The sequence below is a fragment of the Agaribacter flavus genome (genome assembly GCF_042646125.1).
GTDB classification, from domain to species: Bacteria; Pseudomonadota; Gammaproteobacteria; order Enterobacterales; family Alteromonadaceae; genus Glaciecola; species Glaciecola flavus.
Window position 1 is genome coordinate 428,451 of record NZ_JBHRSW010000004.1, and the last position, 25,477, is coordinate 453,927.

The window sequence follows — 25,477 nt, forward strand, 5'->3', positions numbered from 1 at the left end:
CCGTATAATAAATTAAAAACCAATCGTTATTTGTATAGCTGAGACATGTGGAGCCTCTGCAAAAATTCGACCACCACTCCCAGAAGTCGTGATTCTGCCCCCTACCCGTATATCTGCTTCGCCATTCACATCAGTGAGTACCTGCTGGTCGTAACTCGGTATATCAAATACAAAGAACTCTAACGAAGCCTGATTTGGGTTCATGGTGGCATTCTGTACACTGACAGTTACGTTGTATAACACGTTAGGAAGCAGGTTGGTGGCTCTGTACAATCCAGGTTGCCCGTCAATAATGACTCTAAACCCACCACTGTTCACCACATTCCCAAACACATCGATACTTAAAGTTTGCACACTATTGTTGTCTGCCAATGCCACGGTGCCCATGTCAACAGGATCGACTTCGAGTAGTTGAGCTTTACCCGACGCACACAGCAAACATATCAATGCGAATATGAACACACGCATTTATAGCCTTTCTCCACCAAACTTGACGACGCCACAATAACCAGCAGACTGCCGGACTGTCGAGCAAGCTTGTTTAGCCTCGTCGATATCGTTGAACGGCCCCATTCTTAAACTGTAAAAGGTTTTATCATTGACCACTACTTTTTCGACGATGGGAAATTTATTGCATCTCACATCTTCAAGTTTTTGACTCAAATTTTTCCAACCATCGTTGACTGAACTTTGTTTGCTGTATGACGCAAGGTGTATGGCAAAGCTATTTTCTGAAACTGAGTCATATTGCTCGCATTTTTCGTTGCCCATCGATTTGTCAGGATTTGCAGCAGCCGAGAATAGCTGCCGTTCATTTCGAGCTGCGTTATTTGGCAAGGAAGAAAACTTTTTGTCTATTTCTGCAATAGTTGCCGATTCGGCTCTATCTGCATCTGCCTGTCCAAACTTAGAGGCATTAATTGAGCCTGCGCTCATGATTGGTTTGACAGCTTGCGCTATTGGTCTATTACCTGAAAACTTTTTATCTATACTAGAATCAGGCGTTTGAAAATTGTTGTTTTCTGTTGAAGTACTATTAAGCTCAGGAGCAAGAGAGGGAGTACTCGTCTCTGAAACTGCAAATGTGCGTCTATAATCTGGCATGGTATTCAAAGTCCCTAGGTGTTCAATCATAAAACCCAAGTCTTCTTCCATTAACAAAACACGATTAATTGCGGGCTTTAACTCCTCCCATTCGTTGCGATAGTTTGCAAGCAGTTTCTCGAGTTCTTTGACTTCTGCGGTCTCCACAGCATCATCGATATCGTCAAATTCTTCGAAGCGAATAACTTTGGAACCACTTTCCTCAAGCATATCAGCATTGTTCTTCTCCAGCCCAAAGTACGACGCACCGGGAATATCGGATAAGCTCATGCAAGCCGTGAGGTTTGTAGTTGATACCAATAAAAAACAAGATAGCCAATGTAGTCGCTTCATCACAATGTCCAAATTTTGACTAATTACGGTTACTAATTTGTTTATTAGCAAGTACTAAGCCAATCTACATTGAGAATTTAGTTCGCGCTATTCCCCACTGGTACGTCTATTTCAGCGATTTCGCAAGGGATGTTCAAGTTTGCGAGTTTAAGGCAATCAATGCTCGCTACTTTTTCTTGATCCGAGGAGTAATTCCCGCTCAGCAAGCGATATTTGCCATCAGATGTAAACTGCTTGAAAACATGTATATTAGCGCGAGCAATAATAAGCTCTGCATACACATTCATCATTTTTTCTGAGTTAAACTGGCCTAAGCTCAATGCAAGCTGTTTTACATATCGGCGCTTTTTAAGTGATAAATTATTACCCGATAAAATGTCTGACTGTTTACCCACTGTCACGGAAATGGAGGGCGCTTCAGCGATATCTAGCGTATTGAGAGAATCTTCATTTATCGATATTTTGTATTTTCCTGGCAGTACATCTTTAAACAAATAAAAGCCATCAATTTCTGTTGTCACCGAATCAACAATTCTTCCATGACGAGAGAGCTCTACTCTAACATTTCTGGCATCTTTTACTCTATCACCGTCGACAATACTAATGAGCCCTTCCAGCTCCGAAGATTCCGCCAAAGGATAATCTAGCTTATCAACAAGTCCACTGCGAAATTCTATGGATACCCCAGGAACCATAGGTGCCAAAAAAGGATCAGGCAGGGAGTCACGGTCGATAACAATATCACTCTTTACTTGGTTGGGAATACTAGACAATACTGCAATGCCATTGTCATCAGTTTTCGCCACCCTTCTAGCCTGAACCGCGCGTACTTTTGCACCGGAGACAATAGGCTCTCCCTTGTCGTATACGGCATTCAAATTTTCGTCAACAAACACCCGAACAGCAATAGAACCCCGTTTGGTCAGGGGGAGGCGATCTTGATAGTTGTTATCGTAGCTAACATCCATGCCAGTGATACTGAAACGCGCGGAGAGTCCAAAAGTCCAACCGACTAACTCAGACCACTGTATGCTCGTATTTAAGTCCCATTTCGGGTTGATGTAACTCAGAAGAAAATCGGCTCTATCAAGCTCTTCATCGACGACGTGATTGTAGTTTAATCTTGCTCTAAGACTATTTGAAATAGCCCAGTTTACCGCCGCTAAATATGATACTGGCGTAAACTTGTTTTCAATATCATAATTATAGCCTAGCCTGACATGAAATTTATTGAGTGTCGTTTGCGCAGTCAACGCACCAATATTAGTGACGGTTTTATTGTTGAACTCGTCTTCTACCTGATTGAACGTAATATTGTTGAACAAGCTGATCCATCGCATATTTAGACCTACGCTGTTACTAAACTGATATTCGCTTAACTTGTCCCGTTTTTCGTAACTCAGTCTATTTTGAATCGGAAGTCTGAGAGACTTTGTTAATTTAACATTACCCACTGTTTGCAAGCCAAATTTTGATTGGGCAGACAAGCCATCGGTTTCGAATTGTGTTCTGGACACATCCAACGAAATAGCATGACCCAATGCAAATGTTCGCACATTGCTCGATATTGATGTTGAATCCGAATTCTTAATCAAATATGCGCTTGCTAGAACTTCATCAGTAAGTGTCGCATTGACACCTACATTAGCTGAACCCAGTCCTGTTTCATCACCGATGTCATACTGAAACCCCGCACTCAACTGCGTACCACTAGAGATACCTTTCCTGAATTGAGCTGAAAGATTGAAATCATTTTCAAACTCTTGTGAGAACTCCCTAACGCCAAACAATGATTCATTGTTTTGGTTTAATGATACATCATAGGTGAAGGCGCTATTACTAAAGCTATTTTTATCGACAATTTTGCTAAAATTTCGGGTTACTATTTGCCCCTCAGAGCCGTATAAAATAACTTCAAAGTTATTGACACCAAAAACAAGAGGGATATCCAAAAAGTTATAACGCCCGCCGCTTACGTTAAATTCCTGCCCAATTAACACACCATTTCTGTATAACTCGACGTCCCAGCCGTCTTGCACATCCCCTTGAATATTGGTCACTTCATTTTGGATAGATGACAACTCCTCTGCGTTTGTCACCCTTATACCTCTTGATTCACCGTTACTTCTCGTTGTTGCCTGTCGTACTGGCCTGATATCACCAAACTCGACACTTCTAGCATTCAAAGGGCCCAATAAATTTGCTTCAAGTGATTGTCTTGTGAATGTGGCGCGAACATCACTTACGGTATCATCTTGATTCCCCGCAATATAAATATTGGAGTTTACGAGTGCTATATCCCTACTTCCAATTATCGAATAGTTCGCTCGTGTTTGGTCCGAATCTTTGCGGTGAAGCACACTTATCTTCGTGTCCAAGATTTGAGGCGACAATAATTCATATGAACGAGGCAAATTGACATATTGAGAATCACGCGATCCCAAAGAAGCAATACCGCGCTTTTGTCTTGCTAATTTCTGTAAAAACGGCAAAGCTTTTTTTGACGTAAGGGTCAAAATAAGTGAGTCGAAGTCATATTCATGACTGAAGCCCATAGCCTCACTGAGTACTTGTTCACCCACGTAGTAAGTATCGTCAAGGTAAAAGCTATGTGATGTCGGAAATTCAAATTTTTCTCCTGCGACCACAAATATATCTGTGTTATTCGCACTCAGAGAGTCATGAAAAAAGGTATTTGAGGTTTCAATAAACCAGCCTGAATACGCTTTCGTTTCGTTCTCGATATTTATGGGAAGGTTAAGAGAACTAAGGTAAACCTCAAAATCAAAAGCCAAACCATTCTCTGTAACGACAGCCGGAACAAAACCAAATCTATATTTAGCTACTCGCACGTCAAAAAATAAAACTTCACCAACTTCAAACCTACCGGCCAATAAAAACTCTTCCTCAGAAGATTCAGGCAAGGTGGCGCCGGCTTCTTGAGCCGATATTTCTGATAAAAGAAAGAAACTGCTCAAGCAGATAAATACGCTAATTTTTAAAAACGTTAAAAGCTTGACAAGGTTATTGCTGTACACCAATGTTCCAAAATAAAAACTATTCGAAACATATAAGCAATTACCAGACCAGTGATAAAAGAATGCGGAGCAAGCCTAAACTTGCTCCAAATAAGTACTTGGCGTCTAGCCTACAAGCGCCAACAAAATACCAGCGGCAACGGCCGAACCGAGTACACCGGCAACATTTGGCCCCATGGCATGCATAAGGAGGAAATTATGAGGGTTAGCTTCTAAACCAACTTTGTTGACAACCCGAGCTGCCATAGGAACAGCAGACACACCTGCAGCACCAATGAGAGGGTTGATGGTTTCTTTACTGAGCCTATTCATGATTTTAGCCATGATTACGCCTGCTGCCGTACCGATAGAAAAAGCCACCGCACCAAGCGCCAAAATACCGAGTGTTTCCACCGTCAAAAATGCCTCGGATGACAACTTGGAGCCAACAGATAGCCCTAGGAAAATCGTCACGGTATTGATTAAGGAGTTTTGAGCAGTGTTACTGAGTCTATCAACCACACCGCATTCCTTTAATAAATTACCAAAGCAAAACATACCCACAAGAGGTGTAGCAGCCGGTAAGAAAATCAGTGTTAAAATGAGTACCGCAAGCGGGAATATGATTTTTTCACGCGCGGATACCACACGTAATTGTTTCATTTCTAGTTTCCGCTCTTCTGGGCTAGTCAATGCTTTCATGATCGGAGGCTGGATAATCGGAACCAAAGCCATGTATGAATAAGCAGCTACAGCAATTGCCCCCAGTAGCTCAGGCGCCAGTTTGGAGGCCAAAAATATTGCTGTAGGACCATCCGCGCCACCGATAATAGCAATCGCAGAAGCGTCTTGTAAGGTAAAATTGAAACCGGGAATACCATTTAACAATATGGCACCAAATAGTGTCGCAAAAATACCGAATTGCGCCGCTGCACCTAACAATAGCATTCTAGGGTTAGCGATAAGTGCGCCAAAATCCGTCATTGCGCCTACACCCATAAAAATCAATAGTGGGAACAGCGGCGTATCGGCAATACCAGCGCTATATAAGAAATACAATAGTCCACCGGGTTCAGAAAAACCAGCAGATGGGATATTTGTCAACAAAGCGCCAAAACCAATTGGCACCAATAGCAAAGGCTCAAATTTTTTGACGATAGCAAGATACAAAAGTATCAAGCCTACAATCATCATTATTATTTGCCCAAGTTCAAAATGTGGAATCGATGTGCTTTGCCACAAGGTCATTAACTTTTCCATGCGGCTTACCCTAATGTCATCAGCAATTGACCAGACTGCACGGCATCGCCTTCTTTGACAGACAATTGCTGTACAGTGCCAGAAACAGAACTGCGTACCTCTGTTTCCATTTTCATCGCTTCTAGAATAAGAATAACATCACCTTCGTTCACGAGCTGACCAGCCGAAACCATCACTTTAAAGATGTTTCCGGCCAATGGTGCATTGATTGGTTGGGCATTTGAAGCTTGCGCCACGGGAGCAGATGCGGAACTCGCACTTTGCTGAGAAACCGGCGCTCCCGTAGCAGCTTGAATAGACGCAATTTCACCACTACCGGCTACTTCCACGCGATAAACCTTGTCATCAACACGAATATCATAGCTGGCAGGGTCGCCAGCCACCGGTGCCATTGAACTTGCGTCAATCTCACTTTCTGCTAAGCCCGGTGCAGGTTCAAATGCACTCGGGTTATCACGGTTTTCGATAAACTTGAGGCCAATTTGCGGGAACAGCGCGTAGGTTAATACATCATCAATTTTGTTTTCGGCAATACGCAAAGACTTTTCATTAGCAAGGGTATCTAATGCCTCTTCTAACTCGGACAGTTCAGGTTTTATGTTGTCTGCAGGGCGGCAAGTGATTGGCTCTTTACCATCTAGTACGCGCGCTTGTAACTCAGCATTTACAGGGGCTGCAGTTGCGCCATATTCGCCACGCAACACACCTGCAGTTTCTTTTGAAATAGACTTATAACGCTCACCTGTAAGTACATTAATGACAGATTGTGTACCGACAATTTGAGAGGTAGGTGTTACTAGTGGAATAAAACCTAGATCCTCTCGTACACGAGGAATTTCTTTTAAGACTTCATCAAACTTATCTGCCGCACCCTGCTCTTTTAACTGACTTTCCATGTTGGTCAGCATACCACCTGGCACTTGAGCGGTAAGAATGCGCGCGTCAACGCCTTTTAAACTACCTTCAAATTGCGCGTATTTAGTTCTGATATCTCTAAAGTATGCGGCAATATCGGCAAGGCCATCTAAACCTATCCCCGTGTCTCTTTCCGTTCCCTCAACAATAGACACCATTGTTTCGGTAGCACTATGCCCATATGTCATCGACATGGGGGAAATGGCGCTATCTAGCATATCAATACCTGCATCAATCGCTTTTTGATACGTAGCAGTACTCAAGCCAGTAGTCGCATGACATTGCATCGCAATTGGCACTTTTACGGTACGTTTGAGTTCGCTCACCAACTCTTCACAATTGTAGGGTTTTAACAAACCCGCCATATCCTTAATACAAATAGAATGTACACCCATATCTTCAAGTCGTTTAGCCATATCTAGCCAAAATGACAAAGAATGCACAGGGCTAACGGTATAAGACAAGGTGCCTTGAGCGTGCGCGCCAACTTTAATAGTGCTGGCGATAGCCGTTTGCAAGTTGCGCACATCATTCATTGCATCAAATATTCTAAATACATCGACGCCGTTGGCATGTGCTCGCTCAACGAATTTTTCGACGACATCATCGGCATAGTGACGATAGCCCAACAAATTTTGCCCTCTCAACAACATTTGTTGTTTGGTGTTTGGCATTGCGGCTTTTAGGGCACGAATACGTTCCCAAGGATCTTCACCCAAATAACGAATACATGCATCAAATGTCGCGCCACCCCAAGACTCGACCGACCAATACCCAACTTCATCTAAGCGCTTGGCAATCGGCAGCATGTCCTCCAAACGCAGGCGAGTGGCTAAAATAGACTGGTGTGCATCACGCAGCACAAGCTCCGTTAACTTTAATGGATTTGACATAAATATTCCTACTTATTGGTGAGTCGATGGGCGTGAACTGCAGCGCTAATCGCGGCCACTAGGTCAGGATGTAATTCTGTCGTCGCAGGTGAAGCAGGCATAGGTATATTATTGTTTTGCTCAGCGCTTTCACCCGGAAATGCTTTAACATAAGCTGCAATCACTTTGATTCCGCCAATTAAGAGTACTAAGAACGCAAATACTACTGCCATTCCTACACCCAATAATAAAGCTGCTTCAGTGAGTTGTTCAGCCATGTTAATTCCTTAACTGATTGTAGTGTCAAAAAAGTGACACACTAAATATCATGCGAACATAAAAAACACAATTAAAATAGTCAAGATAACGAACAAAAGCTGGAAGTTTACGCATATTTATTGATTTTAACTGCAAATTTACCCGCACTCTCCCAATACAAAGAAGTTGGGGAACGACTGAAATATTAGCGCATAAAAAAACCACCCGATTGGGTGGTTTGATATAAATGGCGCGTGCGGAAGGATTCGAACCTCCGACCGCCTGGTTCGTAGCCAGGTACTCTATCCAGCTGAGCTACGCACGCGCTGTAAACTTTTAGCAATTATGTTGTAAGTTGGCGCGTGCGGAAGGATTCGAACCTCCGACCGCCTGGTTCGTAGCCAGGTACTCTATCCAGCTGAGCTACGCACGCGCTGTACAAACTTACACCTTCACACCATTTTAAAATGGCGGAGAGGGAGGGATTCGAACCCTCGATACAGCTACAAACTGTATGGTCCCTTAGCAGGGGACTGGTTTCAGCCACTCACCCACCTCTCCTAAATGTGGGGCGCAAGTTTACTGAATCATTGGATTAAGTCAATGGTTTTTTGGAGAGATTTGTCTTGTTTGATATTTTTTTGAACAAGCGGGGATTATTGGCTAATTTTACAAGCTGTAAAAACAAAAAACTCAGCATAGTGCTGAGCTTTTTTTCGAATCAGAAAGACAATTTAGCCTACCGCTTTGGTATTGCCTTTTTCTGCTTGTATTCGCATGTAAATTTCTTCACGATGAACTGACACGTCTTTGGGTGCATTTACACCAATTCTCACCTGATTGCCCTTTACACCCAGAACAGTCACTGTCACGTTGTCGCCAACCATTAATGTCTCACCCACCCTGCGAGTCAAAATAAGCATGTATCGCTCCTTTAATTTTGGCCTTTAAATATGTATGTGCCTCGGCCATTTTTTCTGTGTAACATAACTATAATATATTGCGAGCTTTTTAACCACGAAATAACGCTCGCAATTGCCCTTTACCTGAATAAATACGCAAAACGTCAATTTTTTTACGTAAATAACTACAACTTTAGTCTAAGCAATTAGTAAGCCAGTTCTCAACTGAGCTCAATGCCTTACTCAAATTTTCTGGCTGAGACCCACCAGCTTGTGCCATATCAGGACGACCACCACCTTTTCCGCCCACTTGACCGGCCAAGTGATTGACCAACTCACCCGCTTTAACTTTCGCCGTTAAATCTTTAGTCACACCAGTAATCAAGTTTACTTTTTCACCGTTTTTTAATCCCAGAGCAATAACACCGCTACCTATTTGGTTTTTAAGGTCGTCGAGCATAGTGCGGAGTGATTTTGGCTCAACGCCCTCTAATTCAGCAACCAATACTTTTACACCTTTTACTTCAACAATCGCGTCCAAGAGGTCTTTTGACTTTTGTCCCGCCAATTTCTGTTTTAGTGTACTGAGTTCTTTTTCTAAATTTTTAGTATTTTGGATCTGTTGTTGTAACTTACTAACTAAGGATTTTTTATCTGACTTCAGCAAACTCGCCATAGAATACAGCAGGTCACTCTCCGACTGCATGTAATCTAAGGCAGCTTCTCCAGTGACCGCTTCAATCCGCCGAACGCCAGCAGAAATACCGGCTTCCGACACGATCTTAAACACACCAATTTCACCGGTATGCGCTACATGCGTACCACCGCAGAGCTCGGTAGAAAACTCTCCCATTTTTACTACACGCACATCGTCATCATATTTCTCGCCGAACAGTGCCATCGCCCCAGAGGCCTTAGCAGACTCTAAATCCATTAAAGTAGTTTGCAGCGCGTGATTTTGTCGAATCTGTGCGTTCACAAGATTTTCAATGTTTGTGAGTTGTTCGCTGGATATGCTTTCAAAATGTGAAAAGTCAAAGCGCAATTTATCTGGGTCAACAAGTGAGCCTTTTTGCGTGACATGGTCTCCCAACAACTGTCTTAACGCGGCGTGGAGTAAATGCGTTGCTGTATGATTTAACTTGATCGCTGTTCGCCTAGTTGTGTCTACACACTGCTTGAGTTTGTCACCAACCGACAATGTCCCTTTAACACGCGCGTTCAAGGCAAAGGCACTGCCTACTTTTTGAGTATCCTCAACAGTCGCGCTGCCGTTTTCGCCTTCAAGGTTGCCGGTATCACCTACTTGACCACCCGACTCTGCATAAAAAGGCGTTTGTTGAAAAATGATCGTTGCATCGACATCGGTGGCACTGTCCACATTGTTCCCGTCAACGACAATTTGCTTAATGTTTGCCGTACCATTGACTTGTTCATAGCCGGTAAACTCGGTTTCCACTTCTGTTCTGATCACGTTATTGTAATCAGCACCAAATTTCCCAGCCGCTTGAGCCATCTCACGTTGCTTTTGCATGGCGACTTCAAAGCCTGCCTGATCAACTTCATAACCTTGTTCTCTTGCTACGTCGTTGGTGAGATCAACTGGAAACCCATAGGTATCATAAAGTTTAAATGCAAGTTCACCTGGTATTTTATCGCCCTCTAAAGACTTCAGTGCATCAGTTAAAATACCCATCCCTCGAGCTAAGGTATTTGAAAACTGCTCTTCTTCAAGTTTTAGCACTTTTTCGATCATCGCTTGTTGACTAGTCAGTTCAGGGTAAGCCGCCCCCATTTCGTCTGCCAAGGTTTGCACTAGCTTATAGAAAAAGATGTTCTCGCAACCCAGTTTATAGCCATGGCGCACGGCTCGTCGAATAATACGACGCAGCACATAACCTCTTCCCTCGTTCGACGGCATCACGCCATCAGCGATTAAGAAGCTACAAGAACGAATATGATCGGCAATAACACGCAAGCTTTTGCTCGTGATGTCATCGGTGCCAATGATTGCCGCTGCGCTCTTGATCAAGCTTTGAAAGAGGTCAATTTCGTAATTGGAATGCACATCTTGTAAAATAGCCGAAATTCTCTCTAAGCCCATCCCTGTATCAATTGAGGGTTTGGGAAGTGGTAACATTTCACCATCAGCTTGGCGGTTAAACTGCATAAATACCAAGTTCCAAATTTCGATAAAGCGATCCCCATCTTCTTCAGGCGATCCTGGAGGACCTCCCCAGATGTGTTCGCCATGATCATAGAAAATCTCGGAACAAGGGCCACAAGGACCGGTGTCTCCCATAGACCAAAAATTATCTGACGTCGCTATGCGTATAATTTTATTCTCTGGCAGACCAATTATGTTGTGCCAAATATCAAATGCCTCATCATCTGTGTGATAAATCGTGACGAGTAACTTCTCTTTGTCTAAGCCCAATTCTTCGGTCAAAAAAGTCCATGCAAAGCGAATCGCGTCTTTTTTAAAATAATCACCAAAACTAAAGTTACCCAACATTTCAAAGAATGTATGATGCCTTGCTGTATAACCGACATTTTCCAAATCATTGTGCTTACCACCGGCTCTAACGCAACGCTGAGACGATACAGCACGTGTATAATCACGCTTATCCATGCCCAAAAAGACATCTTTAAACTGATTCATACCCGCGTTGGTAAACAACAAGGTCGGATCGTCATGTGGCACTAGAGAAGAGCTTTGTACAGCTTGGTGCTGATTTGCCTGAAAAAAGTCAATAAAGGCGCGTCTAATGTCAGCGGTGGAACGTGTCATGTATCTTCCTATGAAAAAAAATTTGGGTTCTGTTTTAGGTTCTATTTACGCCGCGCAAAGATAGCATGATGTGGCTTAGTTTTTAAGTAAATTTAGAGGCTGCCAAATATAGTATTGATTTGTTCGTGCTCAAATCCTCGTTGTGCCAAAAATCGCTTTTGTTTTTGAATCAATGACCAATCAGTGGGTAAATCATCACCAAAGCGTTTTGCCCTTACTTCAGCCGCCAAGGCATACCAGTCAAACCCTTCTTCTTGAATGTATGTTTGGACTGAGGAAAACTCAATGTTGTTGGCTTGCAATTTTTGCGCAACGTACAGGGTGCCTTTGCCCTTATTGAAAGCGCTGTTGACGACACTTTCGGCATAACGCAAATCAGACTGAATGTGCTTGGCCGTAAACTGTGACACGACATCCTCGGCAATAGCCATCGGAATACCCGTCGTACTAAGTTTCTGGACCAACTCTGAAACCGAATGTTCTCGACGCGACAAAAGTTGCGTAACTTTGTACCTTGCCTTTTTAATTTGTTCTTCTTCGTTCAATAAGTTGTGCCAACATCGATAAAATCTTAACAATAGTAGAAGAAATGATAGTCGAAATACAAGGGGCAGCGTGTCGTGCAGACACCTAAGACAGAATGATAACCAAGGGAGATATGATAAGACGGGGGGAGGTAAGGCATTGCAAAAACGCTGCAAGTACATCCATGTACGCTTATATTTTTCTTCCTTGAAAAATATATTTTGCAATGCCTTACCTCCCCCCGTCTTATCATATCTCCCGTGGCTTGACGTCAATTGATTCTGAAGTCTGTCGTTGTTTTTGCAAGAAACATTGATCAAAAATACACAAACATTAGAATCAACTATAAATAAAACCTCATGGACTGGCGCCACAAATGGATACAAGCAAAACATACCGTTGGAAAATACTCCATGAGCTAGACGATATCTCTCACCTAAGCAAATCACTGATAGCAAAAACTAGCCCTTCTCCTTTTTCTTCACTCGCGTTTTTGCACCTATTAGATACGAGTAACAGCACAGGAAAAGACAGTGGTTGGCAAGCGCATCACTTTTGTTTGTATGAAAATGAGACACCCGTCGCCTTTATCCCATGTTATCTCAAGCAACATAGCTACGGCGAATATGTTTTTGATCACGCTTGGGCTAATGCCTATCATCAACACGGTCTCGCTTACTACCCCAAATTACTCTGTGCCATTCCCTTTACACCGGTTACGACAAGCAAGGTACTGATTTCTGACAACACATCACTATCAGAAAAAGCGATATTGAATCATTGGCTAGAAAACAATGAATCAACTTTTCGCCAGTATTCCTCGCTTCACGCCTTATTCTTGCCAGCAGCCAGTACAGATGAATTTTCAGCCCAAGGGTTTCATGAACGACTAAATGTCCAATTTGTTTTTTATAACAATGAATATCAATCATTTGACGACTTTTTACAGTCACTCAAATCAAGAAAAAGAAAGTCGATAAAAAAAGAGCGTCAAGCCTTGTATGCACAAGGCGTGTCGATAAAAAGGTTTTGTAGAGACCAAGTTTCGGCAAAATTAATCGATGATTTTTATACTTGTTACCAAGCCACTTATTTAAAACGTTCGGGTCATAAGGGTTACCTAACCCGTGCATTTTTCGAAGGTTTGCGTACCCATATGTCTGATAACATTATGATTAACGCAGCGTATAAAAACGATACGCTAGTTGGTGCTGCCTTGTTTTTCTTTGATGAACAGAGTTTATTTGGTCGCTACTGGGGAGCTTTGGAAGAGGTATCTGGGCTACACTTTGAATGTTGCTACTATCAGGGCATCGAATTTACGATTGAACAAAACATTAAAATTTTTAATCCAGGTACACAAGGCGAGCATAAAATTCTCAGAGGGTTTACACCCACACTTTGTCGATCGATGCACAAGATCGAGCATCCCGGATTTAACGAAGCAGTCGCAGATTTTGTGGCACGTGAACGACCACATATGCTGGAATATCTAGAAAATACGCAGTCACTTCTACCTTTTAAAGTTGAATAGCCATACAATTAAAATGACGTCATTGATACAATAAACATGGCCTTACTCTCTATAAGCTATATATCAATACCTTATTGAAGCATGGCCAAAATAAACACCTAAACGATAGAATGAAAATAAAAATGAAAAAACACATTATTGCAATAGCCATCGCAAGTACTTTTACTCTGAGCGCTTGTTCAAAACAAGACCAACCAGATAGCGCAAATACCGAAGTAGAATCGATAAGCACAGAAAAAGCTGAATTAGGTAGCTTTGGTGTTGATCTTAGCGCGCGTGACCTAAGTGTCAAACCTGGGGATGACTTTTTCCGCTACGCCAGTGGCACATGGTATGATAACTTCGAGATGCCCGCCGATAAAACACGCTTTGGTGCCTTTGACGGCCTGCGCGAGCGAAGTGAAGAACGTGTAAAAGCCATTATTGAAGACGTAGCAAGCGTAGAGAATAAAAACCTCGAACAAACCCTAATTGATACCTACTACACGTCCTACATGGACGTGGATACTTTAAACAAAAAAGGTATCAGCCCACTCCTGCCTACGCTAGCCGAGTTCAATGCCATCAGCAACACAAAAGAACTAGCCAAGGCCTTCGGTACAGCTTGGCTAAGCAATACCAACACGCCAATCTCGGCAGGCTTGGCTTTTAATCGCTTAGACCCCAATGAGTACCAACTCTCTGTGGGTGTCAGCGGATTGGGCTTGCCAGACCGTTCGTACTACCTGACTGAAGGTGAACGCTTTGACAATATTCGAAAGGCATATAAAGCAAACATTGTCACGATGCTCGGGTTTGCCAATATTGCTGATGCAGAGCAAAAAGCCGAACAAATATTTGAATTAGAGAAAAAAATAGCTGAAATCCAATGGCCGCGAGAAAAGCGCCGCAATCGCGATTTAACGCTTAATCCCATCGACCGTGCTGAACTGTCTGACCGCTATCCACAATTTGACTGGGATACTTTTTTTGCACCTTCGGGATTTGTCGTACCAAAACTAAACATCAGTCATCCTGAGCCAATTCTTCAAGTTATTCGATTAATTAATGAAAGTGAATTGAGTACGTGGAAAGACTATTTGAGCTACCACTTGATAGTCGGCAATGCAAACATACTCTCCCAAGATATATTTGAAGCTAACTTCGAATTTTATGGAAAAACACTCCGTGGACAACAAGAGCCAAGACCCCGATGGAAGCGCGCGGTTGCGTCCATATCTGGCACAAGCTCTTTGGGTTTCGCGCTTGGCAAGGTTTATGTAGATGAATATTTTCCCGCCTCTTCAAAAGCACAAATGAGTGAACTAGTTGAAAACCTGCGTAGCGCGCTCGAAGAGCGGATCAAAAATTTGGACTGGATGGGAGAAGAGACCAAAGTCAACGCTCTGGCAAAACTTCATGCATTTAATCCTAAAATTGGTTACCCCGATGAATGGGAAAGTTTTGAAGGTCTTGAACTCAAAAAAGATGATTTATTCGGCAATACCTACGCGATGAGGAAATTCTTTCAAGCGAAAGCAGTGGAAGAAGAGCTAAAACCCACCAATAAAAATGATTGGTTTATGACTCCTCAAACTGTCAACGCCTACTACAACCCCTCATTCAACGAAATTGTGTTTCCTGCGGCCATACTACAGCCGCCATTCTTTGATCCCAACGCTGACCCTGCCGTTAATTATGGCGCTATTGGTGCGGTAATTGGTCATGAAATGGGGCACGGGTTTGATGATCAGGGATCTAAATCGGATGCGAATGGTATTCAACAAAACTGGTGGACAGACGAAGATCGCAAAGCTTTTGAAGCACGAACCTTACAACTTATCGAGCAATACAGTGCCTATGAGCCTATTGAAGGCAATTTTGTCAATGGTGCCAATAGCCTAGGAGAAAACATAGGCGACGTCGGGGGATTGGCAATGGCCTACCATGCCTACAAGTTGAGTCTAAAGGGTAAAGAAGCACCGATAATAGACGGCTTAACGGGTGATCAACGCTTCTTTCTGGCGTGGGCACAGGTATGGCGTGAAAAACGCACAGAAGAGAGTATGTTGAACCAACTGAAAGCTGGTACCCATTCTCCCGGTCAATTTAGGGCTTTAGCGCCGCGCAATCACGATGCGTGGTACGAAGCCTTTGATGTGAAGTCAGGAGATGCACTATATCTCGCCCCAGAAGATCGCGTGCGTATTTGGTAATACTGGGCGTTATCTGTCGTTTGAGTATGGCGCTATATTTTGCGCCATACTAACAGTAAATTGTTAGCTGGCATTTCATGTATATGCGACAGATTTAACTGAGGTGCCCAGGCGATCAACTCTTTTATATCGCGATAGCCTCCGCAACCTGAAGCAAGCAGCTTGTGATGAAAATCAATGTTGCTTTGACTACTAAATTCACCGTCAACGATGAATGGACCATATTGACAAAATACGCCGTCTTGCGGCAGATTGGCGTCAATAAGTGTCATCATGGCTTGTACTTCATGCTTTTGCATGATGTGCGAAGTATTTGCGCTAAATACCCCATCTATTGACGACTTCGGCCACAACGCGTCCGGAAACTGCATAGGTATCGGCGGTAACAAATTGTCACTTGGGCGTTCGTTCATCCACATTTGAATACTTGGATGATATTCTTCTTGATCCGAAGTTTGCCATACAAGATGAGGCAAGTTAGGTGCAAAATGCACGGCATGTTGACCGGTGCCCGAGCCAATCTCCAAGACATGCTGAGTTTGACTAAACTCGATTGACAAAATATCCAGAATGACCTGTTTGTTGTTTTCACACGCTTGGCTGAAAGGCTTGTCCATTATCAATCCTGTAAATTGGGCATGAGCCACTTTTCCGCTTTTTCAATTGTCCAAGCTTTGCGCTCTGCGTAGTTCTCTAGTTGGTCTTTTTGTATTTTCGCCACAGCAAAATATTTTGACTCTGGGTGCGCAAAATACCAACCTGACACCGCAGCGCCAGGCCACATGGCATAAGATGAAGTTAACTTCATGCCAATTTCACTTTCGACATTCAACAAGTCCCAAATTACTTGTTTTTCGGTGTGTTCTGGGCATGCTGCATAGCCGGGCGCAGGACGGATACCTTGGTATTTTTCTCTGATCAAGGCTTCGTTGTCAAAATCTTCATCAGGTGCATACGCCCATAACTCTTTGCGAACACGTTCATGTAAATACTCGGCGAAAGCCTCAGCCAAACGATCGGCTATGGCTTTGACCATGATTGCATTATAATCATCACCTTCTTTTTCATAAGCTTTCGCTAAACTATCTTCTTCTATGCCAGCGGTGACAGCAAAGGCGCCAATGTAATCTCGTTTATTAGCATCTAGCGGCGTGACAAAGTCACTTAAACAATGATTAGCGCCTTTTGGTTTTTCTGTCTGTTGACGTAAATGACAGGCGGTTGCAATTTGCTTATCAGCTTCGAGCGGATCAAAAATATGGATATCTTCATTAACACTATTTGCCGGAAAGATACCTACTCTCCCCACCGCATTTAAGGCTTGATTTTCGACCAATTGATCCAGCATCGCATTGGCGTCGTCAAACAGGCTTTTCGCTTCTTTACCCACCACTTCATCGTTTAAAATACGCGGATATTTACCTGCAAGTGACCAAGTGAGAAAAAACGGTGTCCAATCAATATACTTGCGTAGCGTAGCAATATCGGCGCTAACGGTTTTGCTCCCCAAGAACTCAGGTACCACTGGTGTATAAGCAGACCAATCGCAAGTGAAACGATTTTTTCTAGCCTCTGTAAAGCTAATCGACTTTGTTCTTGGCTTCTTACGTGCGTGCTGCTCACGAACTTTTTCGTACTCTATTTTAAGGCCAGAGATATAGTCCGACTTTGCATCTGCCGAAATCAATTTTTGACACACACCAACCGCACGACTTGCGTTAGGGACATACACGACAGGATAGCCCGTAGCCGGCTCGATTTTCACCGCAGTATGTGCTTTTGAGGTCGTTGCCCCACCAATTAAGAGCGGTAAATCAACGCCCAAACGTTGCATTTCGGCTGCTACATGCACCATCTCATCTAGAGAAGGCGTAATTAAACCAGACAAGCCTATCATGTCTGCTTGTTCATCGATGGCGGTTTGAATAATTTGCGCGGCTGGCACCATTACGCCTAAATCCACAACCTCAAAATTGTTGCACTGCAACACAACACCCACGATGTTTTTGCCAATATCGTGCACGTCTCCTTTGACGGTCGCCATGATAATTTTGCCATTTGAGCGAGTGTCCGCGGTTTTTTCCTCTTCGATGTAAGGTTGCAAGTGCGCAACGGCTTTTTTCATCACTCGCGCGGATTTTACCACTTGAGGTAAAAACATTTTACCTTCGCCAAACAAATCACCGACGACATTCATGCCATCCATGAGAGGCCCTTCAATGACGTGAAGCGGGCGTTCAGCTTGTAACCGCGCTTCTTCAGTATCCTCAATAATATACTCTGTAATACCCTTAACTAATGCGTGTTCTAAGCGTTTGTTGACATCTTGTTCGCGCCAGCTCAAATCTTCAGCCTGCGCAACTTTGCCTCCGCCCTGATACTTAGGCGCTAGCTCCAGTAAACGATCGGTGGCGTCATCTCGACGATTGAGTATGACGTCTTCCACTGCATCACGTAATTCACTTGGGATCTCGTCGTAGACTTCAAGCTGACCTGCGTTTACGATCCCCATATCCATCCCTGCTCGAATGGCATGGAATAAAAAGACGGAATGCATGGCTTCGCGCACGGGGTTATTGCCCCTAAACGAAAAAGAGATATTAGACAAGCCGCCCGATACATGGCAATGCGGTAGCTCAGCACGAATTTGGCGAGTCGCTTCAATAAAATCCACGGCGTAATTGTTGTGTTCTTCAATGCCTGTCGCAACAGCAAAAATGTTGGGGTCAAATATAATATCTTCTGGCGGAAAATTTACTTCATTTACCAGTACGTTGTAACTGCGTTGACAAATTTCAAATTTCCGTGCTTGCGTGTCGGCCTGCCCTGTTTCGTCAAAGGCCATGACCACCGCAGCCGCACCGTAGCGCTTAATTTTTTTTGCCTGCTCGACAAATTGCGCTTTACCCTCTTTTAGGCTAATAGAGTTTACAATGGCTTTACCTTGCACGCATTTAAGACCAGCCTCAATCACACTCCACTTGGATGAATCAATCATTACAGGAACGCGAGAGATATCGGGTTCAGACGCAATCAAATTCAGAAAACGCACCATGGCTGCTTCCGAATCTAACATTGCTTCATCCATGTTGATATCAATAATTTGTGCGCCGTTCTCCACTTGCTGTCTGGCGACGTCAAGCGCAGCTTCGTAGTCTTCAGATAAAATAAGTCTTTTAAATACTGCTGAGCCGGTAACATTGGTACGTTCACCGACATTCACAAAACTCGCTATTTGATTTGTCACTATGCGTATCCTAGTACCAATTAATGAGTAAACGGCTCTAAGCCAGACAAACGCATCCGCGTTTCAATTTTGGGCAAGGCTCTCGGACTTAGCCCTTCTACCACTTCTGCAATGGCTTTGATATGTTCAGGCGTGCTGCCACAACAACCACCTACAATATTAACTAAGCCAGATTCAGCCCATTCTTTGATATGTGAGGCCATTTCGTCCGCCCCCATGTCATACTCGCCAAATTCATTAGGTAAACCCGCATTTGGATGTGCCGACACAAAGCCTTCTGAAACACGCGACAATTCAGCCACATATTGGCGGAGTAAATCGGGTCCAAGCGCACAATTTAAGCCAAACGAATAAGGAGAAACGTGTCGCATTGAGTTATAAAAAGCTTCTGTTGTTTGCCCAGATAACGTTCTGCCTGAGGCATCGGTAATCGTACCCGAAATCATCACCGGCAATTCTACTCCTAGCTCGTCAAATACTTGGCTTACTGCAAATGCCGCCGCTTTGGCATTTAGGGTGTCAAAGATAGTTTCTAACAAAACTAAGTCTACCTGCCCTTCTATTAATGCCCTTGTTGCTTCTACATATGTTTCGACGAGCGCGTCAAAAGTCACATTTCTCATGCCGGGATCATTTACATCGGGTGATATTGAGGCTGTGCGGCTTGTTGGCCCTAGTACACCCGCGACAAAACGCGGTTTATTGGGTGTTTTTGCAGTCATCTCGTCGGCTGCTTCACGAGCAAGCCTAGCCGCCGCTAGATTAATTTTTCGTACCTCTGTTTGCATATCGTAATCAGCCATGGAAATAGCCGTAGCATTAAAGGTATTGGTTTCGAGGATATCGCTACCCGCTAGTAGATAGTCCAAATGAATATTTTTGATAATTTCAGGCTGTGTAATCGAGAGTAAATCATTGTTACCTTTTAAGTCACAATGCCAGTCCTTATACTCCTCTCCACGATAGTCAGCTTCAGACAGTTTATGCCGCTGAATCATAGTACCCATGGCACCGTCCAGAAGTAAAATACGCGAGGCAGCCGCCTCGGTAAGTTGAGCTAAGTTATTCAATCAAATATCCTACTACTTATATGCTGCTAGTTCATTTAAATCGTATGGGGTGATTTGGTACACGCAGTAATTTAACCAATTGGTAAACAGTAAGTTCCCGTGGGATTTCCAACGCACAAGTATATCACACGAGGGATCATCACCCTTAAAATAATTTTCCGGCACATGAGGTGTTAGCCCCTGAGCTTGGTCACGTAAATACTCACTTTTTAAGGTTTGTGGGTCATACTCTGGGTGGCCAGTAATAAAAATCATTCGCTTATCATGTGTTGCCGATAGATAAACCCCCGCTTCCTCAGACAAACCCAACACTTTGAGTCCATCGACGCTTTGATAGTCCTCTAGCAAAATCTCTCCGACTCTCGAATGCGGCGCCCAAAAAATAGGATCAAAACCGCGCATCAACTCGTCTTTTTCGTCCATCACTTGATGCTCAAACACTCCCGCTAATTTTTTGCTTCTGACTTGTCGTTGCAAGCCAAAAAAATGATGCAGCGCGGCATGTGCAGCCCAACATAAATAGATTGTTGACTGCACGTTGCGTTTTGCCCAATCCATCAACTCGAGCATATTGTCCCAGTATTTCACTTCCTCAAACTCCAAGCTTCCCAAAGGTGCACCAGTGACAATTAAGCCATCGTATTTCTTGTGCCGAATTTCTTCAAAGGTATGGTAAAAGGCATTCATATGCGCAATCGGGGTGTTTTTGGGCGCAGTATCATCTATGCGAATAAGGTCAATATCAATCTGCAGAGGCGAGTTAGAAAGCAAGCGAAGTATTTGTAATTCGGTTTCAATTTTGTTGGGCATCAAATTCAAAATACCGACATTCATTGGGCGAATGTTCTGACTGAGCGCACGCTCATTTGTCATCGCAAAGATGTTCTCATTTAAGAGTCCATCTAATGCTGGCAATTCAGACGGTATTTTAATCGGCATGATACCCCACAACAATATCTACATTAACAATGGCTGCTATTGTGGGGAAACGAGAAGAAAAGTCAAGAATAAACGTCTAGACGTCTATACGTTTATAAATATTGGGCGGATTTATACTGTGCTGAATAGGGAAGACTAAAATTAAAAACGCCGCAAGTATGTCCATATAGGCTTTAGTTTCTCATCCATGAGAAACAAATTTTAATTTTAGTCTTCCCTATTCAGCACATTATCATTCTGCCCTTTATAATTTTATTATGCTTAATGAAAGGATTTCACGATGTCTTGCATGCGTTCCTGTAGAGAAAAAATGGCCTCTTCTATTTCAATGCTGGTTTCCATCGACTTGCCAAACAGTGCCGTCTTTGCAGATACGATCTCTGTAAGTGTCTGCTCTTGCTGTTCCATTAAACCGAGTTTGAAGAACGCGGTTTCAAAGTCCACATTGATGTCTTCAAATATATTTACCAAGTTTGCTTTATTTTGCTCATACTGTTTAGCAAGCATGTCCATCGTGGTAGCTGTGTCGATTAACTCTTCTCTTAGGTGAGCCGCCTCCTCGACTGCAAGTGAGCCAGTGTTGGACTTGCACAAGTTGTCACATAGGGCGTCCGTGTCTTCTAAGATCATCATCAAATTGTCGCGAAGATCACCACGTGTATTTGGATCCTCAGGCATGTTTTTTACCAATATTGCTACGTGGTCAAAATTCACGATGTATCTTGTGCCTCTTTCTAAAAATCGTCCCGACATTTTCGAAGCTCGACTGAGTAAGTCAGATTCCAATGCCGTCATAACACTGCTGCTTGACCGTAAAATAGCCCCTTGCGGAGTTTGCAGCTGGACACACACATCCATATTTAAGCCATCAAACACATCGAATAAAGCAGATACCAAGGCGTCATGACTCTTAACTTTTAAGCCTGCTCGCAAAAAACCCAGCACCGTGCCCAGTTGACCCGCATTCGCAATCACCGACATCACCATGTCAGAGGTACTTTTGTGCTCATCTTGAAGTTTTAATATGCCTTTTCGCTCCAATAAAATTTTGTCTACTTTGCGTGCAACAATATCTTTGTCGATGGGCTTGGTGAGATAGTCAACGCCTCCAACATCAAACCCTTTTAAAATTTCTTCGGTTGAGTCATTGGCAGAAACAAAAACAATAGGCAACTGCGCACGGATTGCGAGGATTGCGGTGCAGGTGTCATAACCATCCATATTCGGCATGTTGACATCAAGCAGTACCAACTCTATGTCCTCATCTTCTTTTATCATTTCGATGGCTTGCTCACCTGACGTGGCTACGACAATTGCATATTGGTGTTTAAGTACTTGCATGAGTATTCTTAATTCGTTGGGCGAATCATCAACTAGTAAAACACGTTGTTTATTCATTTGTTGACTCCAATAATTGTTTGGCTTTAGTTAGCGCAGCGCTTGCCTTTTCAATGTCAAACTGTTGCATCGATAACTCTGCTTCACTGAGAAGCGCTCTTATGTCGGTCCCTAACTCATAGGCTAGTAGCTCTGTCAGCGCATCTTCTGCGGCAAAGACATCTTGTTTCAAACTACTCAGTACAGTGGTAATTTGCTCTATAACTTTTGTGTCGCTAACTTTTATCTTGTTATGTGTTTCATTCTCTTGCTTAGGATTAGCTAGGGTGGAAAAGTCCGCGCGTATCTCTGACACTATGGTTCTAAATCTATGCAAGGCTTGTTCATCTGGCCAAACTTGACTGTTAAACAGCAACATTTCGAGATCAGCTACAATTGTTGATAAACTGTTCATGCCTAAATTACCCGCGCTTCCTTTTATTTTATGAAAAATAGAAAGAGCGGTTTGAATTTCTTGTTTGGACTGCGCTTCAGTAAAGTTTTTATCTAAAACAGTCAGCTCATTCAAAAAGCGCCCAATCAAGTCATAGAGCAAGAGCCAATCCCCTCCTACTCTGGACAAACCATCTTCTATGTCCACATGGATCAGCTCAACATGATTAACAGATGTATCTTGTTCAATAAGCGGCACCTTCATCCGTATATGCATCTTCAATACATTTAATAAGTGTGTAGTATCTATCGGCTTAGAAATATGCGCCTGCATACCGGCGTCTAAACACTCTTTGATGTGTTCGTCACTACTGTGCGCTGTCATTGCAATAATGGGGGTGTCATTAGGTATTAATTGTTCTTTTCGTATGATTTGCGTGGCTTCCATTCCGCCCATTAGCGGCATTTGTAAGTCCATTAATATGCCGTTAAAAGATTGCGATTTGACCAGTTCAATCGCTTTCAGTCCATTTTCGGCGACACTCACTTTAAATCCCCATCCTTCAAGCAGTCGTTGTGCTACAAGTTGATTGACTTTATGATCTTCAACTAAGAGAAGGTGCAAATCTACAATATCTGCAGGCAAGACACGGTCAGCATCGTTTTTAATGCTGTGACCTTCTGCAATTTCCATGGCAAGCTCAACAAAAAAACTGGTGCCTTTTTTTAGCTGACTTTCGACATATATCTTGCCATCTAACATATCCACCAGTCGCTTGGTGATGTTCATGCCTAAACCGGTACCACCAAACTCACGAGTAATGCTAGTATCGGCTTGTTCAAAAGCTTCAAATACGGCATTGATGTTTTCTTTGCTAATACCAATACCCGTATCGGAGACCACTAACTGATAGACGCCGACATTGCGCTTCATAAAACTCAGGTTCACTTCTCCTTTGTCAGTGAACTTAATAGCATTTGACAGTAAGTTAGTGATAATTTGGGTGACTCGTAACTTGTCTGTCACTAAGTGTGTTTCGACAGCATCATCGACCGAAAACACAAAATTGATACCTTTTTGCTTGGCTTGCAATGCAAACGGAGAGACCACTTCTTTAATATATGGACGGATCTCGAGTGGAGCGACTTCTATTGTGATCTTGTTCGCTTCAATTTTTGAAAAATCTAAAATATCGTTGATGACTTCTAATAAGTGTTTACCTGATGACTCCGCTATGCGAATTAGCTCTTGTTGTTCATTAGTCAGCGCTTCTCCCTTTAGCAAGGTCATTATGCCTAACACCCCATTTAGCGGAGTGCGAAGCTCGTGGCTCATATTCGCGATAAAGTTTGTCTTTACTTTAAGTGCAGTAAGGGCTTCATCTCTGGCGTTTTGCATTTGCATCGTGCGTTCTGCAACAAGTTTTTCCAAACTTTCGCTGAGCGAATAGAGCTCTAGGTTTTTTTCGTAAAGCGCGCTGCTTTTTTCTTCTAACAAACGCTCGGCTTCTTTTCTGGCTGCGCGCTCTCTCGCCAATCGACGATGGAGTTTCGCTACTTCTTCGCTATCACTCATGGCTTAATCTTTTGGCACGAGAGCAAACTTACAGTGATATTGTCCATTCTCCTGCCAGTGTTCCAATTCAATGGAATGAGGCTGGCTATAATACGTCAATGTTTCCTTGATCAGGCCGTAGGCGAGCATATGTAGATTGCGCTCAGAACGGTAATGTAAGGTAAAAGGGGTAGTGTCATTGGCCTCTTCAAAGCTAAAAACCGGTAGCTCAGCATCGGGGTATAACTTTTTTACTTCTACATGGATGTGTCGATCAATCTCTCGAAAAAAAGCGATTGCACTGCCGGCTTCGACGAAAAAGCTAGCAAACTTTTGAGAAAACACCTTTGCCAGATGGGCGCCAAAGGTTTGCAGTAAGTCGTCAATTGACAACTTAGATTGTGTAGACAGCTCGACGACCATGTTTTCCAATTCAGAGAACGGATAAGAGCCAACAGCCGTATATGCACCGCCTGAGGCTGGGTTTGTATTGTCAATAAGCGTATCGACCATGTCATCGCCAAAGGTCGCTTCCACCATTTCTAGAAATTCAGTAAACACCAATCCCTTCATGATACAAACTCCCCTTCAATAAGCAGTAAATTGTACTAAAAACAGATATCGGCGTGACTGACTAAATATTGAGCTACAAATTTCGGCGTTGTAAGGAAAATAAGACTTCGACTTCGGCGCGAGGCAGGCCACTGGCTTCCATCACATCGTCTATGGACTCACCAGCTGCGACAAGCTTGTTTGCTTTAGAATACATTTTTAACTCTGGATCTTTATCAGCTAACAAAGCTAGCTTTTCTTCGTAAGTCTCTAATTTTATTTGTGAAACAGACAAGGCTTCCGTTGCGGTAAAAAGCGTGTCTTTGACTTCGTTTAAGGATTGCTCTAGTGAAGCAATATCCTCAGCTTGCGCCAACACTTTTTTGTCAGTTTGTTGCTGTAGTTTATGAAGGTTGTCAATTAACCCCACGCCTTGAAGTAACTTCGCTCGTGTATTTCGAGCATACACGAAAGTGACTAGCGAGATAACAAGGAGTAAAAGTGTGATGGATGAGAACACTATCAACCAAATAAAATCATTCATCTACAAACAAAAATAGCTTATTTTTTATTGAGTATACTGCTAAGTGGCTGATCCTGCCATATAAAAGAGAGTATGCGGAAATGCGTAAAACAAG

Annotated in this window: 19 protein-coding genes and 3 tRNA genes; 2 read left to right on the forward strand and 20 right to left on the reverse strand. The window is 43.1% G+C overall.

Translation table 11 applies throughout. The annotated features are described in order from the left end of the window. Positions 1-12: 12 nt before the first annotated feature. The 12 genes from ACFOHL_RS01920 to ACFOHL_RS01975 all read right to left on the reverse strand — a co-directional run bounded on the left by ACFOHL_RS01920 (position 13) and on the right by ACFOHL_RS01975 (position 11,997). The gene (locus ACFOHL_RS01920) at positions 13-468 is read right to left on the reverse strand and encodes a hypothetical protein (RefSeq protein WP_376918505.1); all 456 of its coding nucleotides are present in this window, start codon (positions 466-468) and stop codon (positions 13-15) included. Further along, positions 469-1,437, reverse strand: coding sequence for an SPOR domain-containing protein (locus tag ACFOHL_RS01925; protein WP_376918506.1), 969 nt, complete (start codon positions 1,435-1,437; stop codon positions 469-471). A gap of 77 nt (positions 1,438-1,514) precedes the next feature. Next, positions 1,515-4,475 (reverse strand): hypothetical protein, encoded by a 2,961-nt coding sequence (locus tag ACFOHL_RS01930; RefSeq protein ID WP_376918507.1) that lies wholly within the window; start codon positions 4,473-4,475, stop codon positions 1,515-1,517. A gap of 105 nt (positions 4,476-4,580) precedes the next feature. Beyond that, positions 4,581-5,714 carry a sodium ion-translocating decarboxylase subunit beta gene (locus tag ACFOHL_RS01935; RefSeq protein ID WP_376918508.1) on the reverse strand — a complete coding sequence of 378 codons (1,134 nt, stop codon included), beginning with the start codon at positions 5,712-5,714 and terminating at the stop codon, positions 4,581-4,583. Positions 5,715-5,719: 5 nt separating this feature from the next. Further along, positions 5,720-7,522 carry a sodium-extruding oxaloacetate decarboxylase subunit alpha gene (gene oadA / locus ACFOHL_RS01940; RefSeq protein ID WP_376918509.1) on the reverse strand — a complete coding sequence of 601 codons (1,803 nt, stop codon included), beginning with the start codon at positions 7,520-7,522 and terminating at the stop codon, positions 5,720-5,722. An 8-nt stretch (positions 7,523-7,530) separates the two neighbouring features. Further along, on the reverse strand, positions 7,531-7,779 hold the full coding sequence (locus ACFOHL_RS01945) for an OadG family protein (RefSeq protein ID WP_376918510.1): 249 nt from the start codon (positions 7,777-7,779) through the stop codon (positions 7,531-7,533). A 228-nt stretch (positions 7,780-8,007) separates the two neighbouring features. Beyond that, positions 8,008-8,084, reverse strand: a tRNA-Arg gene (locus ACFOHL_RS01950). Between the two features lie 31 nt (positions 8,085-8,115). Beyond that, positions 8,116-8,192: transfer RNA gene (locus tag ACFOHL_RS01955), tRNA-Arg, on the reverse strand. A 35-nt stretch (positions 8,193-8,227) separates the two neighbouring features. Further along, positions 8,228-8,320: transfer RNA gene (locus tag ACFOHL_RS01960), tRNA-Ser, on the reverse strand. A 173-nt stretch (positions 8,321-8,493) separates the two neighbouring features. After that, positions 8,494-8,682 carry a carbon storage regulator CsrA gene (csrA, locus tag ACFOHL_RS01965; RefSeq protein ID WP_376918511.1) on the reverse strand — a complete coding sequence of 63 codons (189 nt, stop codon included), beginning with the start codon at positions 8,680-8,682 and terminating at the stop codon, positions 8,494-8,496. 172 nt (positions 8,683-8,854) lie between these two features. Then, complete coding sequence (gene alaS, locus ACFOHL_RS01970) at positions 8,855-11,452, reverse strand: alanine--tRNA ligase (protein WP_376918512.1); 2,598 nt, start codon at positions 11,450-11,452, stop codon at positions 8,855-8,857. 92 nt (positions 11,453-11,544) lie between these two features. Beyond that, the gene (locus tag ACFOHL_RS01975; protein ID WP_376918513.1) at positions 11,545-11,997 is read right to left on the reverse strand and encodes a regulatory protein RecX; all 453 of its coding nucleotides are present in this window, start codon (positions 11,995-11,997) and stop codon (positions 11,545-11,547) included. A 356-nt stretch (positions 11,998-12,353) separates the two neighbouring features. Here ACFOHL_RS01975 and ACFOHL_RS01980 point away from each other — a divergent pair, with 356 nt between their 5' ends. Then, positions 12,354-13,511 (forward strand): GNAT family N-acetyltransferase, encoded by a 1,158-nt coding sequence (locus tag ACFOHL_RS01980; protein WP_376918514.1) that lies wholly within the window; start codon positions 12,354-12,356, stop codon positions 13,509-13,511. 122 nt (positions 13,512-13,633) lie between these two features. Then, positions 13,634-15,706 carry a M13 family metallopeptidase gene (locus tag ACFOHL_RS01985; RefSeq protein WP_376918515.1) on the forward strand — a complete coding sequence of 691 codons (2,073 nt, stop codon included), beginning with the start codon at positions 13,634-13,636 and terminating at the stop codon, positions 15,704-15,706. A gap of 32 nt (positions 15,707-15,738) precedes the next feature. Here ACFOHL_RS01985 and ACFOHL_RS01990 read toward each other — a convergent pair whose 3' ends face one another. The 8 genes from ACFOHL_RS01990 to ACFOHL_RS02025 all read right to left on the reverse strand — a co-directional run bounded on the left by ACFOHL_RS01990 (position 15,739) and on the right by ACFOHL_RS02025 (position 25,383). Beyond that, on the reverse strand, positions 15,739-16,323 hold the full coding sequence (locus ACFOHL_RS01990; RefSeq protein ID WP_376918516.1) for a DUF938 domain-containing protein: 585 nt from the start codon (positions 16,321-16,323) through the stop codon (positions 15,739-15,741). 2 nt (positions 16,324-16,325) lie between these two features. Beyond that, positions 16,326-18,953: a methionine synthase gene (metH, locus tag ACFOHL_RS01995; RefSeq protein WP_376918517.1), complete on the reverse strand. Its 2,628-nt coding sequence runs from the start codon at positions 18,951-18,953 to the stop codon at positions 16,326-16,328. Positions 18,954-18,973: 20 nt separating this feature from the next. Then, entirely contained in the window at positions 18,974-20,023 is a 1,050-nt protein-coding gene (locus ACFOHL_RS02000; protein ID WP_376918518.1) for a homocysteine S-methyltransferase family protein, read from the reverse strand. Positions 20,024-20,035: 12 nt separating this feature from the next. Further along, complete coding sequence (locus tag ACFOHL_RS02005; RefSeq protein ID WP_376918519.1) at positions 20,036-20,962, reverse strand: homoserine O-succinyltransferase; 927 nt, start codon at positions 20,960-20,962, stop codon at positions 20,036-20,038. 261 nt (positions 20,963-21,223) lie between these two features. Then, complete coding sequence (locus ACFOHL_RS02010) at positions 21,224-22,360, reverse strand: response regulator (RefSeq protein WP_376918520.1); 1,137 nt, start codon at positions 22,358-22,360, stop codon at positions 21,224-21,226. Further along, the gene (locus ACFOHL_RS02015) at positions 22,353-24,308 is read right to left on the reverse strand and encodes a response regulator (protein ID WP_376918521.1); all 1,956 of its coding nucleotides are present in this window, start codon (positions 24,306-24,308) and stop codon (positions 22,353-22,355) included. The genes ACFOHL_RS02010 and ACFOHL_RS02015 overlap by 8 nt, the downstream gene beginning before the upstream one ends. A gap of 3 nt (positions 24,309-24,311) precedes the next feature. Further along, a complete protein-coding gene (locus ACFOHL_RS02020; protein WP_376918522.1) occupies positions 24,312-24,860 on the reverse strand; it encodes a heme NO-binding domain-containing protein in 549 nt (182 codons plus the stop codon). A gap of 73 nt (positions 24,861-24,933) precedes the next feature. Beyond that, a complete protein-coding gene (locus ACFOHL_RS02025; protein ID WP_376918523.1) occupies positions 24,934-25,383 on the reverse strand; it encodes a DUF2802 domain-containing protein in 450 nt (149 codons plus the stop codon). Positions 25,384-25,477: the final 94 nt, after the last annotated feature.

Coding starts and splice junctions, on each gene's coding strand:
- ACFOHL_RS01980 (WP_376918514.1), top strand. CDS start 12,354: ATGGATACAAGCAAAACATACCGTTGGAAAATACTCCATGAGCTAGAC.
- oadA (WP_376918509.1), bottom strand. CDS start 7,522: ATGTCAAATCCATTAAAGTTAACGGAGCTTGTGCTGCGTGATGCACAC.
- ACFOHL_RS01935 (WP_376918508.1), bottom strand. CDS start 5,714: ATGGAAAAGTTAATGACCTTGTGGCAAAGCACATCGATTCCACATTTT.
- ACFOHL_RS02015 (WP_376918521.1), bottom strand. CDS start 24,308: ATGAGTGATAGCGAAGAAGTAGCGAAACTCCATCGTCGATTGGCGAGA.
- ACFOHL_RS01920 (WP_376918505.1), bottom strand. CDS start 468: ATGCGTGTGTTCATATTCGCATTGATATGTTTGCTGTGTGCGTCGGGT.
- ACFOHL_RS02020 (WP_376918522.1), bottom strand. CDS start 24,860: ATGAAGGGATTGGTGTTTACTGAATTTCTAGAAATGGTGGAAGCGACC.
- ACFOHL_RS01985 (WP_376918515.1), top strand. CDS start 13,634: ATGAAAAAACACATTATTGCAATAGCCATCGCAAGTACTTTTACTCTG.
- csrA (WP_376918511.1), bottom strand. CDS start 8,682: ATGCTTATTTTGACTCGCAGGGTGGGTGAGACATTAATGGTTGGCGAC.
- ACFOHL_RS02025 (WP_376918523.1), bottom strand. CDS start 25,383: ATGAATGATTTTATTTGGTTGATAGTGTTCTCATCCATCACACTTTTA.
- ACFOHL_RS01990 (WP_376918516.1), bottom strand. CDS start 16,323: ATGGACAAGCCTTTCAGCCAAGCGTGTGAAAACAACAAACAGGTCATT.
- ACFOHL_RS02010 (WP_376918520.1), bottom strand. CDS start 22,360: ATGAATAAACAACGTGTTTTACTAGTTGATGATTCGCCCAACGAATTA.
- ACFOHL_RS01945 (WP_376918510.1), bottom strand. CDS start 7,779: ATGGCTGAACAACTCACTGAAGCAGCTTTATTATTGGGTGTAGGAATG.
- ACFOHL_RS01925 (WP_376918506.1), bottom strand. CDS start 1,437: ATGAAGCGACTACATTGGCTATCTTGTTTTTTATTGGTATCAACTACA.
- ACFOHL_RS02005 (WP_376918519.1), bottom strand. CDS start 20,962: ATGCCGATTAAAATACCGTCTGAATTGCCAGCATTAGATGGACTCTTA.
- alaS (WP_376918512.1), bottom strand. CDS start 11,452: ATGACACGTTCCACCGCTGACATTAGACGCGCCTTTATTGACTTTTTT.